Annotated in this window: 14 protein-coding genes; 4 read left to right on the plus strand and 10 right to left on the minus strand. The window is 57.8% G+C overall.

What is annotated here, in order from left to right; all coding sequences use genetic code 11:
* Positions 1-9: 9 nt before the first annotated feature.
* On the minus strand, positions 10-582 hold the full coding sequence (locus tag P8935_RS00630) for an isoprenylcysteine carboxylmethyltransferase family protein (protein WP_348263075.1): 573 nt from the start codon (positions 580-582) through the stop codon (positions 10-12).
* 189 nt (positions 583-771) lie between these two features.
* Here P8935_RS00630 and pgl point away from each other — a divergent pair, with 189 nt between their 5' ends.
* A complete protein-coding gene (gene pgl, locus P8935_RS00635) occupies positions 772-1,569 on the plus strand; it encodes a 6-phosphogluconolactonase (RefSeq protein ID WP_348263076.1) in 798 nt (265 codons plus the stop codon).
* Positions 1,566-2,594 (plus strand): glucokinase, encoded by a 1,029-nt coding sequence (gene glk, locus P8935_RS00640; RefSeq protein WP_348263077.1) that lies wholly within the window; start codon positions 1,566-1,568, stop codon positions 2,592-2,594. The genes pgl and glk overlap by 4 nt, the downstream gene beginning before the upstream one ends.
* Positions 2,595-2,661: 67 nt before the next feature.
* Here the strand turns inward: glk and P8935_RS00645 are convergent, their stop codons facing one another.
* On the minus strand, positions 2,662-3,717 hold the full coding sequence (locus P8935_RS00645) for an energy transducer TonB (RefSeq protein ID WP_348263078.1): 1,056 nt from the start codon (positions 3,715-3,717) through the stop codon (positions 2,662-2,664).
* Between the two features lie 150 nt (positions 3,718-3,867).
* Between P8935_RS00645 and P8935_RS00650 the strand changes: the two genes are divergently transcribed.
* Positions 3,868-4,239, plus strand: coding sequence for a hypothetical protein (locus P8935_RS00650; protein WP_348263079.1), 372 nt, complete (start codon positions 3,868-3,870; stop codon positions 4,237-4,239).
* A gap of 354 nt (positions 4,240-4,593) precedes the next feature.
* Here P8935_RS00650 and P8935_RS00655 read toward each other — a convergent pair whose 3' ends face one another.
* From P8935_RS00655 to P8935_RS00670, 4 genes are all read right to left on the minus strand, one after another.
* The gene (locus tag P8935_RS00655) at positions 4,594-5,829 is read right to left on the minus strand and encodes a tetratricopeptide repeat protein (RefSeq protein ID WP_348263080.1); all 1,236 of its coding nucleotides are present in this window, start codon (positions 5,827-5,829) and stop codon (positions 4,594-4,596) included.
* 59 nt (positions 5,830-5,888) lie between these two features.
* Positions 5,889-6,434, minus strand: coding sequence for a DinB family protein (locus P8935_RS00660; RefSeq protein ID WP_348263081.1), 546 nt, complete (start codon positions 6,432-6,434; stop codon positions 5,889-5,891).
* A gap of 29 nt (positions 6,435-6,463) precedes the next feature.
* The gene (locus P8935_RS00665; protein WP_348263082.1) at positions 6,464-7,858 is read right to left on the minus strand and encodes a DUF3863 domain-containing protein; all 1,395 of its coding nucleotides are present in this window, start codon (positions 7,856-7,858) and stop codon (positions 6,464-6,466) included.
* A 337-nt stretch (positions 7,859-8,195) separates the two neighbouring features.
* The gene (locus P8935_RS00670) at positions 8,196-9,158 is read right to left on the minus strand and encodes an RDD family protein (RefSeq protein WP_348263083.1); all 963 of its coding nucleotides are present in this window, start codon (positions 9,156-9,158) and stop codon (positions 8,196-8,198) included.
* On the opposite strand from P8935_RS00670, the gene P8935_RS00675 reads away from it, so the two are divergent.
* Positions 9,157-10,128 carry a stage II sporulation protein M gene (locus P8935_RS00675; protein ID WP_348263084.1) on the plus strand — a complete coding sequence of 324 codons (972 nt, stop codon included), beginning with the start codon at positions 9,157-9,159 and terminating at the stop codon, positions 10,126-10,128. The two genes, P8935_RS00670 and P8935_RS00675, sit on opposite strands and share 2 nt — an antisense overlap.
* Before the next feature lie 70 nt (positions 10,129-10,198).
* Here the strand turns inward: P8935_RS00675 and P8935_RS00680 are convergent, their stop codons facing one another.
* The 4 genes from P8935_RS00680 to P8935_RS00695 form a co-directional block, all read right to left on the minus strand.
* Entirely contained in the window at positions 10,199-10,924 is a 726-nt protein-coding gene (locus P8935_RS00680) for a CPBP family glutamic-type intramembrane protease (protein ID WP_348263085.1), read from the minus strand.
* A 193-nt stretch (positions 10,925-11,117) separates the two neighbouring features.
* Complete coding sequence (locus P8935_RS00685; RefSeq protein ID WP_348263086.1) at positions 11,118-12,314, minus strand: heparan-alpha-glucosaminide N-acetyltransferase domain-containing protein; 1,197 nt, start codon at positions 12,312-12,314, stop codon at positions 11,118-11,120.
* A 109-nt stretch (positions 12,315-12,423) separates the two neighbouring features.
* Positions 12,424-12,942 carry a hypothetical protein gene (locus P8935_RS00690; RefSeq protein ID WP_348263087.1) on the minus strand — a complete coding sequence of 173 codons (519 nt, stop codon included), beginning with the start codon at positions 12,940-12,942 and terminating at the stop codon, positions 12,424-12,426.
* 298 nt (positions 12,943-13,240) lie between these two features.
* Positions 13,241-15,511: a S53 family peptidase gene (locus P8935_RS00695; RefSeq protein ID WP_348263088.1), complete on the minus strand. Its 2,271-nt coding sequence runs from the start codon at positions 15,509-15,511 to the stop codon at positions 13,241-13,243.

The following is a 15,511-nucleotide window of genomic DNA, read 5'->3' on the forward strand; positions in this document are numbered from 1 at the left end:
GATGAGAGATCAGAGGACGTAAGGCACTAGGGCTGCGGTGTGACGAGCATAGGTGGCGTAAGTCTCGCCGAATTCGGTGCGCATCCACTTTTCTTCCATGCGGAGTTTGAGCCATAACGCGATGAAGACGAGGAAGAATGCGATGAATCCACGCACCTGGGAGAGAGCAATTGCCGAGCCCAGGAAACCGGTCAGAATGCCTGTGTAGATAGGGTGACGGACCACGCCATAGGGACCGGTGGTGATCAGTTCATGGTTCTGCTTGATGGTGACGGAGCGGCTCCAGTTGCTTCCGAGGTGCTCACGTGCCCAGACGGCGAACAGAAGGCCGGCGATCATGACGATCGCTCCAAGCCAGAAAGGCAAAAGGCCAGTGGGCCAGAGCTGGAAATAGAGCCAGGGTAACGGGATGCGCGTCGTCATGAGGAGGACGATCGCGATCAGAAAGATGAAGACGCGGAAGAGGCGGGAGGAGGCGGGCTCGAGTCGCTGGGTGGATTTGGTGTTGACGGCCTTGATCTGCCAGTAGAGGAGAAAGACAATCCAGACCGCTGGAAAGAACCATTCGTAGAACCAGAGCATGCAGGACCTCAGGGCGCTAAAGTTGTTTACGCAGGTGAGCTACGGGCGGTTCCAAGGCGCATACATTCGACCGCTCCTTATCCCTGTTTTTTGGGGATTGACTGGGTCAGGATTTGTCCAATCAGCATCTAGCGTTGATGAACGCATGACAAGCGTGCGTTTAATGTAGGAGTCGGAGGTCGAGCGCGGATGGCTGGGAAACTAAACATTGAATATATCGTCGAGCCGGATGGGTCGGCGCTGGCGCGGCGGACGGCACAGCATTTTGTCGAGGTGGTGGAGCAGGCGGTATCAAAGCAGGGGCTGGCGCGAATCGCCATCAGCGGTGGCTCGACGCCGAAGGCCGCGTTCCAGTTGCTCGCCGATCCGAAGCAGCCATGGCTCAAGCGTATGCCGTGGGACAAGCTCGAGCTCTACTGGGTAGATGAGCGGACAGTTCCACCCGATGACGCCGACAGCAACTACCGCATGACGCGGGAGGCGCTGCTGGACCACGTCCCGCTGGAGCCGGAGCAGGTGCACCGGATGGAGGGGGAGTTGGATCCGGAGGTTGCAGCAGCGCGGTACGAATCGCTGCTCAGGAATAATTTCAGGCTGGAGGGGGCGGAGACTCCACGGTTTGACCTGATCGCGCTGGGGATGGGAGACGACGGTCATACGGCTTCGATCTTTCCGCACACCGAGGCGATCCACACGCTGGGACGGCTGGTGACGGCGAACCAGGTTCCGCAGAAGGACACCTGGCGCATTACGCTGACGTGGCCGGTGATCAACCAGGGAAGCTCGGTTTTCTTTCTGATTGGCGGGCAAAACAAGGCTGAACTGGTGAAGGAAGTCTTCACCGGACCACGCGATCCGGAGCGGCTGCCGAGCCAACTGATCTGGCCCGCAAGCGGTATACTCACTCTGATCCTGGACAAGGATGCTGCTGCTTTGTTGCCCGCGGCGGATGGGCAAGGCCGTGGAATTTTGGAGAGGGAACGATGATTTTGGCAGGGGATGTGGGCGGCACGAAGGTCCACTTGGCGCTGTTTGACTTTACCGCGGGAAAACTGAGTCACACTCGGGACAAGCAGTATCCGGCGAAGGAATATTCAGGACTTGAGGAGATCGTCAAGGAGTTTCTGGGCACGGATCGGGTGAGTGCAGCCTGTTTTGGCGTACCGGGACCGGTGCGTGACGGACGCCTTCGCCTGACCAACCTGCCGTGGACGCTGGACAGCCGCGAACTCGCCAAGAACCTCGCCATCGATCACGTGTTCCTGATCAACGACCTCGAGGCAAATGGATATGGCGTGGCCGAACTCGGGCCCGATCAGATTTTTGTGTTGAGCGAAGGTGACGCCAGCCAGATCGGTAACCGCGGACTAATAGCCGCCGGAACCGGCTTGGGCGAAGGCATCCTGGCTTGGAACGGGCGCATTCACGTGCCGTATCCCTCAGAAGGCGGGCATACCGATTTCGGCCCGCGCAACGAGGAAGAGATCGAGCTGCTGCGGTTTCTACAGCGGAAATACAACGGGCGCATCAGCTATGAACGCGTTGTGAGCGGTATGGGGCTGACCAACATTTACGAGTTTCTGCGCGACGACCGGGGCATGGAAGAGCCAAAGTGGCTGGCCGATAAGATTGAGGAAGCGCATGATCCGAATAGCGTGATCACGGAGATGGCGTTGACGGCCAAGAGCGAAATTTGCGCCAAGTCTCTGGACATGATGGTATCGATCTACGGCGCGGAGGCGGGAAACCTGGCGCTGAAGGTGCTGTCGGTCGGCGGACTGTATGTGGGTGGGGGGATTGCTCCGAAGATTCTGGAAAAGCTGAAAGACGGCACCTTCATCAAGGCGTTTCAGGACAAGGGACGGCTTAGCCAGTTGCTGATCAACATGCCGGTGCGGGTGATCCTGGATAGCCGTGCGGCGCTGCTGGGTGCTGCAGCTTACGCCGAGGCACGGGCAGCGGAGTTGAGCGGGGTTTCGCCGCGAGCAGCTTCTGTGGCGCATCACGCTTAAATCTGAAACGGACTACGACAAAAGGCCAGCCTGGCGGTTGGCCCTTTTGCTTTGAGACGCCTGCGAACTAACGGCCGAGCGTGTAGATCACGTTGATCTTGGTTTCGACTTCCACCGGTTCTCCGTCGAGGAGGTAGGGCTTGTACCGCCAATGCGAAACGCAACGAAGGGCAGATGCCGCAAGAGAAGGCCAGGGTGTACTTAGGATGCGAAGGTCGTGAACGCCTCCATCCCTGCCGATTGTGGCTTGGACAGTAACGGTTCCTGAAATATTCGCGTCCTTAGCGTCCTGAGGATAGACGGGAGTCTCTTTCTTCAGCAACATTCCGGTAGTGATGCCCGAAGCCAATTGCACCGTGTTGGTAGAGGAAGACGGCGCATCGGGCGGTGGGATCAGCGCTGGATCCTGGGGAGAGAGCCCTTCGACCAGATCTACGCTCGCCGTAAGAATCTTGCGCTTGTTTTCAAAGATGGAAATCTGCCGTGCCAGGTAACGGCCTTGGACTTTGGCAATTTTGTCGAAGGCCATGACCATCGAGCCCCATGAATATTCGACCCGCAGGATGGGCGTACCGGCGCTGAAGCAATACGTTGGGAAGAGACCCAACGGGACTTGCTGAATGCGACCGTGCTGCGGCATCAACGGAATGACCATCACGCATTGCAAAGCTCCTGCGGAGATCTTGACGCTATCTTGTTCGAGACGGTATTTCGACGGATCGAGTTCAGCCGGCTCGGGGAGTGGAGACAGAATTGCGGACCGGAGCGCGTACTCGAAATAGTCGAGCACACCTTCGCCTCGGTATGCATGTTTTCCATCGGCCGTATGCCACACGTTGTGGGTAGCGCCGGGACGTGTCCAACTGTTGCGATAGATTTGAGGCGACACCCACCAATGCTCGAAGGTTCCATGTTCCTTGGGAGCGGACGAGTCGTCGTAGGTTTGGTAAGTTGCCTTGAGATGCCAGGGTTTTAGCGCGGCATCGTTGAAGTCATAGGAGGGCGCAGCGGCATCGAAGTAGTCTTTCGGGTTGTGGGGTTGGAAGGTTGCGGAAGGAGAGGCCGATTGGCCAAGTGCGGTGAGAACAGGGGCCAGAATGCAGAGCGTCAGCGACCGGAGCATTGTGGCGACAGATTAGCATGTCTCTTTTCGCCATTCAGGGAAAATGAGAATGACTCTGTTACCGACAGTACCTGACTGTCAACCCGAGTTGATCATCTGCGGTGTTTTGTGCGACAGGAAAGCCAGTTTCGTCTGTTGTTGGAGATGGAATTGAGTTCCGTTGCAAGGGAAGCCCTGCAGTGGTTATCGAACAGTGGGTTGCGCGGATCGCTTAACATCGGACAAATAGGCTCGGAGGCTTTCGTCGCGATGGTCAAGTGGGCGCAGCGAATCGTGGTGGGGCTGGTGGTGGCATTCGTTGCGCTTTATGGGGGCGACTGGGCAGTCTACAAGATGCGCGGATCGCCGCAGGGATCTGTCGCGGTGAGCCAGACCCTGGTGGTTCCGTTAAAGGGCAACAAGTCGGAATACGACTACCTTGGAACGAGCGACATGCCGTGCAGTGTCTCCATCTTTTCGCAGGATGGCAAGAGTCCCTGCTGGCAACTGCGACGCAATCGCGCGCAGAATACTAACCTTTAAGAAATCCTCAATCGTTACGAATTTCTACCCGACCGCCATGGACGTGTGTTCATTGCTCACAAGCGTTCGTGATATGAGTCACGTTTTCCATTCGCGCATATGCGTACTATCGAGAAATCTTGCTCCACACGAGCAGATGGACGACAGGTATGTACAGCCAAACACAAAACGAAAATGGAACTTACAATACGCGCTGCCTCTATTGCTTCCTGACAGTCGCATCTTCTGTAGAGACTAAAGAAGAGCTGGAAAAGCTGGAGTGTCAGCACGTTTGCCCGGAGAGAGCCCTCTCTGAACTTCTGGCAGCCAGGATCGCAAACGAGACCCACGTTTCCCGCAACTAAGCAGTTGCCCTTATTTGTCTGGAGTGCTGGAGGATGAGGGCGCCTGTGCCGGCGGCTTCGCTTGCCCGCCTGAAATCTTCTTGTAGAGTTCCTGATCAGCCGAACGGGTGATGGTGCTTGCCTTGTCGAGCTCCGCCTTGGCCTCTTCTTTCCGGCCCATTGCTCGATAGAGACGGCCGAGGCGCCAGTGCACGTTCACGTCGTTGGGAGTGAGTTTTTCGGCAGTGAGAAACTCGCGAAGAGCATCGTCGTTGTGCCCATCGCTAGCGGCGAGAATGCCGAGATCGAGGTGGGCGAGACCCATCGAGGGATCGAGCTTTACTGATTTCTCTAGCAATTGCGCAGCATCCTCGGGCTGATTCATCTGAATCTTCGCGTCGGCGATGTAGAGAAGAGATTGCGCGTGGTTGGGATCGTTGGCCAGTTCTGCCTGAAATTCTGGTATCGCTTCGGCGTACTGCTTTTGCGACCAGAGCAGGTAGCCGAGTCCGAAGTGAACGTTGGGCTCACTGGGCTTGGCCTTTACGGCTTTGCGAAACATTTCGATAGCGCCGGAGGTATCGCTCATCTCGTCGAGGGCCTCGCCGGCAAGCATGTCGGCTTCGGCGGAATCGGGGTCGAGGTTAAGGATCTCGTGATAGACGTCGAGGACGCGGCTGTACTGCTTGGACCAAAGATAGCTGTGGGCGAGGGCAAGGCGAATGGGCAGGTTTTGCGGATCAGCATCAGCGGCGGTTTTGAGAAAGGGCGCGGCTTCGACGTATTGGCTAAGTCCGTAATGTGCCATGCCGAGAAGAATGGCGTAGCGCATCGCCTCAGGTGACTTGGGCGGCGCGTTTTTGTACAGGAGGTTGAGCTCCGGAACCGCCGCTTTAAGATCACCTGCCTTGAAGAGGGCCAAGGCAAGGTTGAGACGCAGACCGGGCATGTTGGGCTTGAGAGCGAGGGCCTTGCGATAGAACGGAATGGCTTCTTTGTAGTGCTCCTGGCGCGCCTCGAGCAGGCCAAGATGCGCGTAGGGTTCGGGATCTGAAGGATGCGACTTGAGGAGGCCACGCCAAGCTTGTTCGCTTTCTGCGAGTTTGCCTTGCTGCTCGAGAGCGATGGCGGATTGGCGAAGGTCCACGGTTTGCGCTGCGAGAAATGTGGCAATGAAGAAGAGGAGAAGCGGCAGTCTCGTACGTGCGATCAGTTTCACCCGCCTGCCTTTCTTTTCGTCCCCGCTCCCCACAAGCAAACGGGGCATCTTTATTTTCGCTCGGAGAGAGAAATGCGACAACTCATGCGCCAGAGCTTTCCATCGAATCAGGCCACCTGCAGGTATCTCTCCCGCACAATCCTGAGGTGATGGATCACGTGGCCGGGAATGATGAATGCAAGCGAGCGGACAGTGAATGGATTGTCGCTGGCGATGCCTGCGCGCATCCATGCTTCCGCGGGAAGATTCTGAAAGAACGAGATTGTGGCGAGGCGCACATGCTGGAATTCTTCTACGTGGGCACCCCATGAGATGGTGTCGGCCTGTGCGCCAGTCGCTGAGATTCCCTGATCATAACTGGGTAAAGGCGTAGTGAAACCACGAGCAAACCAAAGGGCGCGAAAGACAAATGCGCGTTCCGTGTCGGTGATATGATTCAGGACCTGGCGGATGCTCCACTTGTCCGGAGCATATCGATGGAGAGACTTCTCCTCAGAGATTGTCGAGAGGAATTGCCGGCAATCCTCAAGCTGACTCTGGATTACCTGGAATGGGTTGTCGCCAGCGACCTGATCGATGTAGGTGAAATAGTAAGGTGCGGCTTCGTCGGGCTTAGGTCTTCCAATCATGGTTGTGATTTTATCGTTCCGCATGCAATATCTCTACGTTTTGCGAGGTCGCGTCATGCGCCGTTCTTCAAGTCAGGATATTTAGCGTAGATCATGCGCTGGTTTTCGGGGCTTAGATCCTTAAGTCGTGTGGGCTTGTCCTGGGGACGGGTGCCTTTCTGATTCAGCACGTTCATCAGGCTCCATTCGCGCTGGGGCTTGTCTGGCTCTGAAGTTTGGAGATCGTAGCGGGTGAAGTCGATGGCCATCGGTGCGCTGTTGGTGGTCCAGTCACGGAGCAGCGCGAGACGAAACTCGCGATTCATATACCACTCGATTTCGAGTTTCTTTTCGGAGCCGGGTGCGCCAGTTCCTTTCGCATCGAAGCGGTAATTGAGCGCGTCGTTGTTGGGCGTGTGCTTGCGCCATTCGAGGCCGAAGTCGCCTTCGGTCATTACTTGTGTATCGGGCCAGCGATCGTGCACGGCTTGCAACCACCAGGTCAGATCTTCGTCGTGACCGATGGATAGCTCCCAGATGGATGTCACGAAGCCGAAACCGTTCAGCGACTGGCCTTTGTCGAAGTGCATCGCGGTGGTGTCGAGCATTTCCTTGCGGCCGACCTGGGTTCCAAGATTGCCCACGGTTTCAATCGGGCCTACGCCCATACGGCTGTTGAATCCGCCCTCGAAGCCTTGACGCCGGGCAGCGAGAAAATCGCAGGTCCAGCCGTCAAGACACACGCAGTCGATGAAATCCTGCTTGCCCTGGGCCGGTTTGAGGTAGTGTTCGCGGCTGGGGTAATAGGGGTAGCAGATGCCGCCGTCGCCATCGCCATTGTCGATGCCGTGCTGGCTCCAGATTTGTCCCTGGCAAACGTGGATGCCCTCGTCTTGTGCGAGGAGGCGCTGGTTCTCCGCATCCATAAAACCAGCGACCAGAGATTGCGGACGATAACCGCCGCCCACCATGGTTGAGATCATGCTGAGGGCTGTGTGGATGGTGGCGCGATTGTTCTCACGGGTGTCGAACATGGGCGCGAAGTATCCGCCAGGGATGAACGTGATTTCGTCGCCGTAGCGATGGTGATAGTCGACGAGAAGCTTGCGCCCTTCCTGGTATTCCTTGCGATCATCTTTGAGTGCAAGCCAACTGACCGCCCAGGTCATCCTGCCCTGCGGACAGCCGCGCGCAAAAGCCTCGCGCCGCGAGCGGATGCGTTCAGGGCGATTGTCGACGGCCTCATCCTCGCCGAGGTTGCGTGTTGGCGTGACTTCGATCTGGTTGACGCGGAAAACGGAAACGTGGGTCAGAAATCTGCCGCGCAAGGGAAAAGGCGACGCGGCGAGTGCGAGGCCTGCTGCCGAATTGGTGAGCGCGATGGACGCGGCGGAAGCTGCGGTGCCGACGAGGAATTGGCGCCGGCTTAGCTCGGCGAGCACAGTCTGGTTCGTTGTCTTTTTTTTCATGTTGTTGTCGGGAGTGGATTCGCTCCGGATTCTGTTCTTCATTTTTGCAGATACGAGCGGGGAACCTGAGTTTGTTTTGGGTGAGCTCAGCTTGGTTAGGATAAGCGTCTGACAGGGGCTGCGCGGAGCTAGGGTCGAATTACCTCTAAACAGGAAGTGACTCTGTTCCGGTGCATGAAATCCTGACAGCAACTGCAGATCCCTCCGCTCCGGTCGGTATGACATACCCGATTAGGGGCATGGCGGGCGTCTGACGCTTTGGGCCTTGGTCTCTGACACTGATTTGGTTTTTCGCATGACTTCCGGTGTTTCGGAAGGGACTGCAGATGAGCGCTTCTCAGGAGTGCATGCGGGCTACGTCGCGGAGTTGTCTTGCGGTGATTTCGAGAAATGTTTCGATGTTGGCGCCGGGGGGCGGTTCCAATCCTGACTTGGCCTGGATGGCGGCGGCGAGGCGCTGGGCGAGGAGTTCACGGGTGGCGAGAGGCATGTCGAGACGGCGGGAGAAAAAGCTTTCGAGTACCTGGAGGTCGGAGGTTGAGAGCTTGGCGACTCCGTGATCGGGAAGCGAGAAGCCGGCGTGAGGTTCGGGAGCGAAAGTCGAGGGGGCGAAGAGGTTGGCGGTGAAGGTGCGGGTGGACTCGGTGCTGGCGGGTGCATCTTCGATGCGGTCGCGCACGACGAGGGTTCCGGCGGCGAGATCGCCCAGGCGCTGGTGATCGCGTGAGACGAAGATGGCGATGACGCCGACTGCGTAGGGGACCACCCACGGAACCATGTCGATGTAGCGGATGAAGTTGCGGGCCATGGATTCGAAGAGGCCGATGGCGCGTCCGGAGCGCTGGTGATCGCGTGAGACGAAGATGGCGATGACGCCGACTGCGTAGGGGACCACCCACGGAACCATGTCGATGTAGCGGATGAAGTTGCGGGCCATGGATTCGAAGAGGCCGATGGCGCGTCCGGAGCGCTGGATGACGCGGATGCGGGCGATGCGCTTGCCGGGGGTGCGGCCGTTGTTGAAGGCCTCAAACAGCGTGAAATATCCCCAGTTGAAGAGAAAGATCAGGAAAAGGTAGAGAGCGGTTGCCCACTGCGCGGACAGGCGATTAAAGGCGGTGAGGCTGGGGAGGAAGTAGGCAAATATCCACATCAGGATGCCGATTCCGATGCCCCAGATGACGTAATCGACCAGAAGCGCGATGAAGCGGCTGCCAATGCCAGCCAGGGGCATTTGAATCGCGACGAGTTCAGGGGTATCGATGCTAAGCTGATCAGAACTCTGGTCAATTTGATCCATGGCACCAATTCTATCGAATCAATGGATTGCCAAGCGGCGGCCACACTGGGACCGGCTGGCTTTTTTGCTTAGCCGATCGGACCAGCACGGGCTGAGTGACCTTTCGCGGGCCGAGTTGCAGGAGATGGCGCTGCTCTACCGGCAGGTGGCGGCGGACCTTTCTGTACTGCGGCGGGATGAGACGGCGCGCACCTATACCGACAATGTGAACCAATTGCTGGCGCGGGCTCACCACATCATCTACTCGCGGCGCAAAACGACGTGGCTTACGCTTTTTCGTTTTCTGAAGGATGAGTATCCGGCGATCTTTCAGCGGCAACTGCCCTATGTGGCTGCGTCATTGCTGGTGAGCGTGGCGTGGGGCTTGCTGGGCGCAATGATCACCAGTGCCCGACCCGAGTTTATGCGGCACTACGTCGGGCCGGCGATGATCGCGACGATGGAACAGCACAAGATGTGGACAGAGTCGATTGTGAGTGTCGCACCGCAAGAGACCAGTCACATCATGACCAACAATCTGTCTGTGAGCTTTGTGACTTTCGCCGGCGGCATCTTTTTTGGGGTGGGCACGTTCTGGTTTCTCTACCGTAACGGGATGATGCTGGGTGTAATTGCAGTGGCTTGTCATCAGTACGGTATGTCCGTTCCGCTGTGGAGCTTTATTGCTCCGCACGGTTCGCTGGAGTTGCCGGCGATCATCATCGCAGGTGGTGCGGGCTTTCGGATCGGGCACGCGATGCTGTTTCCGGGCGGGTATCGCTGGAAAGAATCGGTAGCGCGGGGAGGCATTGAGGCAACACAGCTGGTGTCGGGCGTGATTCCGATGCTGGTGGTGGCCGGATGCCTGGAAGGATTCTTCTCGCCGTCGCATGCGCCGGTGTGGTTGAAGTTCACGGTCGGCGGGCTGCTGTTTACGCTGCTGTTGACGTGGCTTTTCCGGCGGGTGAAGGCTTTGCCGACGGAAGCTTAAATCTGGTTCATCCTGCCATGGGGAGTTTCGCTTTCCCACCATGACCTCGTCATGAATGGGCACCCGCTATTTATTTCGATACATCGCGGCCGATCTGGGTGAGATCAAGCTGGCTTGGGCTGTAATCGATATAGCCTAGGCCGACGCGCATGTTGTGGAGGACGGCTGCGGGGATGGTGATGGCAACACAGATGCCGAAGATGGCGTGCGCAATGGCCAGCGGGTAGACGTTGCGCGAACGCACGAAGACCAGGCAGGCCGTCAGTCCCCAGACGAGGGTAAGCGGTGTGAGCACCGGATTGGGCAGATGCGCGAGCGCGAAGACGAACGCGCTGACAGCTGCGGCAATATTGGGGTTGGGCACGATGCGTAACAGGCGTGCAAGAAAATATCCCTGCAAGAGCAGTTGTTGCAGAAGCGCCCAGATGGTGTAGCCGCCGAAGGCCAGGAGCCACTGCTCGGGCCGGCCGGGGTGATGGAGTGTGTGGAAGCTAGCGGCGAAAAAGGTTGCGACTGCGGCCATCAAAACGGCTACACCGACTACCCACGTCGAACGCCAGAATCCCGCGACGCAGCAGCCCATTGCTCTCCAGCCTTCGAACGACAAGCTGATAGAGATCATGAACCATCCGAGCGCGATGAAGGAGAGCCAGTGATGGAGCGGACGCGGCGTCCAGATGACGGCCAGGATGAAGCCGAAACCAACTGCGAGTTCGCCGATCTCCCATGCGATGCGCCGTGGTGATGTTGCCGCGGCGCACGCGCAGCTTGCGTTGGATTCCTCGGGGACACTCATGCGCAACCTCCATGCCGAAGGAAATCACGGGGACTTCGGCAAACCGGCTACCGATGCAGCCGCCGGAGCAAACTGCCTACCCAGACTATGCAGTCTGTTAGAGCAGATAGACGGCTAGCATACTCCCGGGGTTATCCGAAGAAACGCCGGATAACACTTTTGTGGAGGACACAGTAGTCACCAGTGGTCACCGCTATACCTTGAGGAAAATTTTCCTCCGGTAGAGGATCCAAACCGGGATAAAGCAGAAAGTTGTGAAGGAGACGGAGTAAGCGAATGCGGCCCAATGAGGATTGGGGATATGCGCGAAGGTGTGCGTGACGAACGAGACAATGAATGGGGTGCGCTGACCACTGCCGTTGGAGACGGTCAGGTTGTAGAGAATGCCTGGAGTAAGTTCGCTGAACATATAAGCGGCGATGGCGTTCGAGCCGAAAACGAGCCAAGGCCAGGTCCAACCTTTACGCCAGCCCATCTGCTCCACTGCGAAGTAGACGACGGTGAGCAGAGCGAGCGAGTAGCCGCCAGCGACCAGAACAAATGAGCTGGTCCACATGTTTTTATTCAAGGGAAATTCGAGCGACCAGAGATAGCCGATGGCGAGACTGGATAGCGAAGCGATCGCGAGTCCCGCGGTTTTCGTTGAAACGGATCGGGCGCTGCGCAGGAAGATTCCAGTAAGGATGCCCATTAGCGCGGTGCCGATGGCGGGAAGGTCGCTGAGCAAGCCTTCAGGATCGCGAACGTTGTGATCGGGCGAGTAGAGATAAAGGTGATGCGGGAAAATAGCGCGATCGATCCAGGAAACAAGATTCTGGGTCATGTCCATGAAGGGGACATCGCGGCCCGGTACGCCAACTCCGGGTATGGGAACCCAGCGGACGAGAATCCAGTAGCCAATCAGGCACGTAGCAAGAGCTATCCACTTGGTGGAGGCACGCTGATCCCACAGGTAGAAGAGACCGACGACGAGGTAGCAGACGGCGATACGCTGGAGAACGCCGTAGAAGCGCATGTGCGGCGTTTCGAAGAATGGGAAGCTGTTGACGATGATGCCGAAGAGGATGAGGACGATGGCGCGGATAACGGTGTGCTTCGCTAATTTGGCGCGCGAGTCGCCCTTGGCAATGCGTGCGTGGAAAGCAAAGACGACGGAGACGCCGACAACGAATACAAACGTGGGGAAGACCAGGTCAGTGGGGGTTAGGCCGTTCCAGTTGGCGTGATTCATGAATCCCCATGAACCGGGGCCACCGTTGTTGTTCACCATGATCATGAAGGCGATGGTGATGCCGCGGACGACGTCAAGGGCGAGGACGCGCTTAGAGGGATTCTTCGCGAGAGCCGGATTGGTAACGGTGTTTTGCTTTTCAGTAAGGCTTGGCTGCATTGGTACCCCAGGGAACTGCTTGCAACTTAAGCTACTCGTCATGACCCGGATTCGCCAAGTCGGTTTATGAAACTTAATCCAGCTCGCGCTGGATATTTCAATGTTGGATTTACTTTATGTCACCCACTCCGAACATGAAGGCGTCCATCGATTCGAGGGGGCTGAAACCGAACTCACCATCGTCGAGGGCTTTTCGCGGTGTGAGGGTGAAGCAGCCGCTTTCTTCGCGCTTGATCGAGAGCGGAATTTCCGATTTTGAAATCACGACCTTGGAGCCGCCGATGAGCATATTGTTTCGGGCAATTGTGAGGGTCCTCGAGTTCCCTTCCGATTTGAACTTGTAGAGTTTGAAGCGGGTAGGATCGACGCCGCAGACGCTGAATAGCCCAAGCTGGCCAGAGGGCAATCGGACTGTTGCGTGCGCTCGGTTAACCCGTGCAGCGTAGTTGCTGCGACCGCCCTCCGCGGCTGACTCTTTATCCAGGGGCTTGAAGATTCCGCTGTCGGAGTAGTAAACGATGCCGACCTCTTCGGGCACGGTTTTCTGCTGGGGGCGGGCAGAGAGCGATGCAGACCACATGAAGCTTGCGAGTACGAGAGCGATTGCCAAGCAGTCTTTCTTGATCACTGCGATGCTCCTGGTGATGGATGGACAAGGCAATCATAAGACAATAGCGGCGGTATATTGGCCTTTTGGATCAAGAAGTCTGGTAGAGGGAATGGCTCGCTCATTCCAGCTGCGCACTGAAGCGTACCCTGCTTGGTGCCTTGATGAAGCGCCGCATACAGTGAGTTCAACGCAGGCGAACAGGCATATCTACTGATCGCTCCGTTGGCGCTGGGTCAGGCTTGTAGACAGTTAACAAAAGAATAGCCCGAACCTAAATTGGTCCAGGCTATTCTTTGTTGCCGCAACTTGAGCGGATCTATTGGACGGTCAAGGTCACAGTGGTGGTTTTGTTGATACCTCCACCTGTGCCAGTGATAGTGATCGTACGGGTGCCGGTGGTGGCTCGCCGATTGACGGTGATGGTCATGGTCGACGTTCCGTTACCGGTGATGGATGTGGGGCTGAAGCCGAGAGTGACCCTGGAACCGGCACCTGTCCCGGAGAGGCTGACGGCCGAGTTGAAGCCTCCGGAGACAGTCGAGGTAACTGTGACTCTGCCGGAGGAGCCGCGTGAGATGGTCAACGACGCAGGAGAAGCGCTGAGGCTAAAGGTTGAGCTTGTGTTCGTGACATTAACTGTGACGGTCGTGGTTTCAACCGTGGAACCGCTGGTTCCAGAGACCGTGATGGTGTAGGCGCCAGTTGCGACCGTGGAAGCTACGGAAACGCTCATCGAAGACGTGCCGGTGCCGGTGATCGAGGCAGGCGAGAAGGATGCAGTAATTCCTGAGGGTGCTGAATAGGATAGGGAGACTGCAGAGTTGAAGCCTCCCGTAACGGTGCTGGTGATGGTGCTGGCGCCTCCAGCCCCGCCGGCAGTAAGCGCGAGCGAAGACGGCGAGGCCGAGAGACTGAAGCCTGCGGCAGGCGGTCCCGTCAGTGCGGTGATGAGCGCCGCCGTGGGGCTACCCCATCCCGTGACCAAGTCGAAGCCGGTGACAGCGGAGTAGCTGCCGGAGGTGCCGCTTTTCACGTCGTGGAAGTCGGCTGCATAGGTTGAGGCATTGGCATTCTGCGAGTAGATGGCGGGGTTAATAAAGCCAAGCGGCTTTTGACCGTTGTTGGCTTGTTGCTGATTGGCGAGAGCAATGAACGCGGCCCACATAGGTGCGGCGAAACTGGTGCCACCGTAGTAGTTTGCCTGGCAGGCCTGCTGGTCACCGCAGGTGTAGAAGGTGAAGTTGGCATTGGCGGAGACGTCAGGACCGTTGCGGAGCGTGGTGGAGCCGTGATTGGAGGAGTTGATAGCCGCGGTCTGCCAGGACGGAATCGCAATGCCGTCGGGGCTGATGCCGCCGCCGCTGTCGACCCACGCAGTTTCAGATGCCCAGGGACCGGCTGCCGAGGAAGTTGTGAGGTCGGTGCCTCCAACAGAGACTACATATGCGTCGTCTGCGGGCCATGCCTCGTTTCTGCTGGACCAGGTAGAGCTATCGCCCGAAGCTGCAAAGAAGTTCTGGCCTTGCGCGGACATTTTCTGGAAGTAGATGTCGAGAGTGGAGGGATCTGCCGGTGTCCAGCCCCAGGAGCAGCCGATGGTGGTGGGCAGGGGGCTGTGGGTGGTCATGGCGCTGATGATGGACGTATCCGTAGAGCCGACGTACATCGTCAAGCTGGCGAGACCAGGTGCCATGCCGATGGCCTGGGTCATGTCGAGGTTCTGCTCTCCGTCGTCGCAGCCCGGATAAACGCAGCTGGTGCTGGTGCCATCGGTGGAGAGCAGGGTGATGGGCACGTTGTTTGTCTGGCCGACATTCTTGAAGTAGGTGGTCAGGTCGGCAAGGTCGGTGCCGTAATACTCAAGCAGGCCTAGATTCTGGCCGGCGCCGGTGAGAGGTCCGGAACCGTAATAGGCCGCGCGCATGTCGCTGCCGAGGAAGGAGGCCGAGGGACCCGATCCGGTGGTTGCGTGCGAGACGACCTTTTCCGCATCGATGCCGTGAGCCTGGGCATACTCATCGCGGCTGGTGTGAAGAGCGCGGGGGATGGAGTAGTTATCAAGGCCGGAGATGTGCCAGAGGTTGAAAGGCAGATCCAGCGTGGGCTCGGCGTCCGGCGCAAAGAAAGTGCGAGCTTCGGTGGGGTGCTGGTAAGTGCGCATGTTCAGGTGGAACGCAGCTTCAATATTGGAGACCGAACCCTTGACCTGGACCAGCATTCCGTCCCGGGAGCCGCCCACGACTTCGAATCCGTATGTCTTGGCAAAGCGGAGAACCGTGTCGTATTGGTCCGCCGTGGGACCGAAGCGGGCGGTGAACTGCGCCGGGGTAACGAACTGGTGGAAGTTGGGACTGGACGGATTGTAGACGTCGGAGAGAAAGGCCTTGAGGCCAGCCGGATCGCGCAGGGGCAAGACCAGGTCGAGTTGCAGCACCTGATTACCGGGCAGTCGGCCGTTGGATTGGGCGTGGCCGTCCTTCACTACGTCGCGTACGTGGTGCGTCATGACAGATTGGGCCAAGCAGGTGGCTGCAGTGAGCGACAATCCTGCAACGAGTGTCAGGAACTTCCCAGGTTTTGAAAGCAC

Origin of the sequence: Telmatobacter sp. DSM 110680, assembly GCF_039994875.1 — a bacterium.
Taxonomy (GTDB): domain Bacteria; phylum Acidobacteriota; class Terriglobia; order Terriglobales; family Acidobacteriaceae; genus Telmatobacter.

Bases quoted from the DNA above. Each gene is read 5' to 3' on its own strand.
- P8935_RS00665 (WP_348263082.1), bottom strand. From the start codon at position 7,858: ATGAAAAAAAAGACAACGAACCAGACTGTGCTCGCCGAGCTAAGCCGG.
- P8935_RS00675 (WP_348263084.1), top strand. From the start codon at position 9,157: ATGGCACCAATTCTATCGAATCAATGGATTGCCAAGCGGCGGCCACAC.
- pgl (WP_348263076.1), top strand. From the start codon at position 772: ATGGCTGGGAAACTAAACATTGAATATATCGTCGAGCCGGATGGGTCG.
- P8935_RS00630 (WP_348263075.1), bottom strand. From the start codon at position 582: ATGCTCTGGTTCTACGAATGGTTCTTTCCAGCGGTCTGGATTGTCTTT.
- P8935_RS00655 (WP_348263080.1), bottom strand. From the start codon at position 5,829: ATGCCCCGTTTGCTTGTGGGGAGCGGGGACGAAAAGAAAGGCAGGCGG.
- glk (WP_348263077.1), top strand. From the start codon at position 1,566: ATGATTTTGGCAGGGGATGTGGGCGGCACGAAGGTCCACTTGGCGCTG.
- P8935_RS00685 (WP_348263086.1), bottom strand. From the start codon at position 12,314: ATGCAGCCAAGCCTTACTGAAAAGCAAAACACCGTTACCAATCCGGCT.
- P8935_RS00660 (WP_348263081.1), bottom strand. From the start codon at position 6,434: ATGCGGAACGATAAAATCACAACCATGATTGGAAGACCTAAGCCCGAC.
- P8935_RS00645 (WP_348263078.1), bottom strand. From the start codon at position 3,717: ATGCTCCGGTCGCTGACGCTCTGCATTCTGGCCCCTGTTCTCACCGCA.
- P8935_RS00670 (WP_348263083.1), bottom strand. From the start codon at position 9,158: ATGGATCAAATTGACCAGAGTTCTGATCAGCTTAGCATCGATACCCCT.
- P8935_RS00680 (WP_348263085.1), bottom strand. From the start codon at position 10,924: ATGAGTGTCCCCGAGGAATCCAACGCAAGCTGCGCGTGCGCCGCGGCA.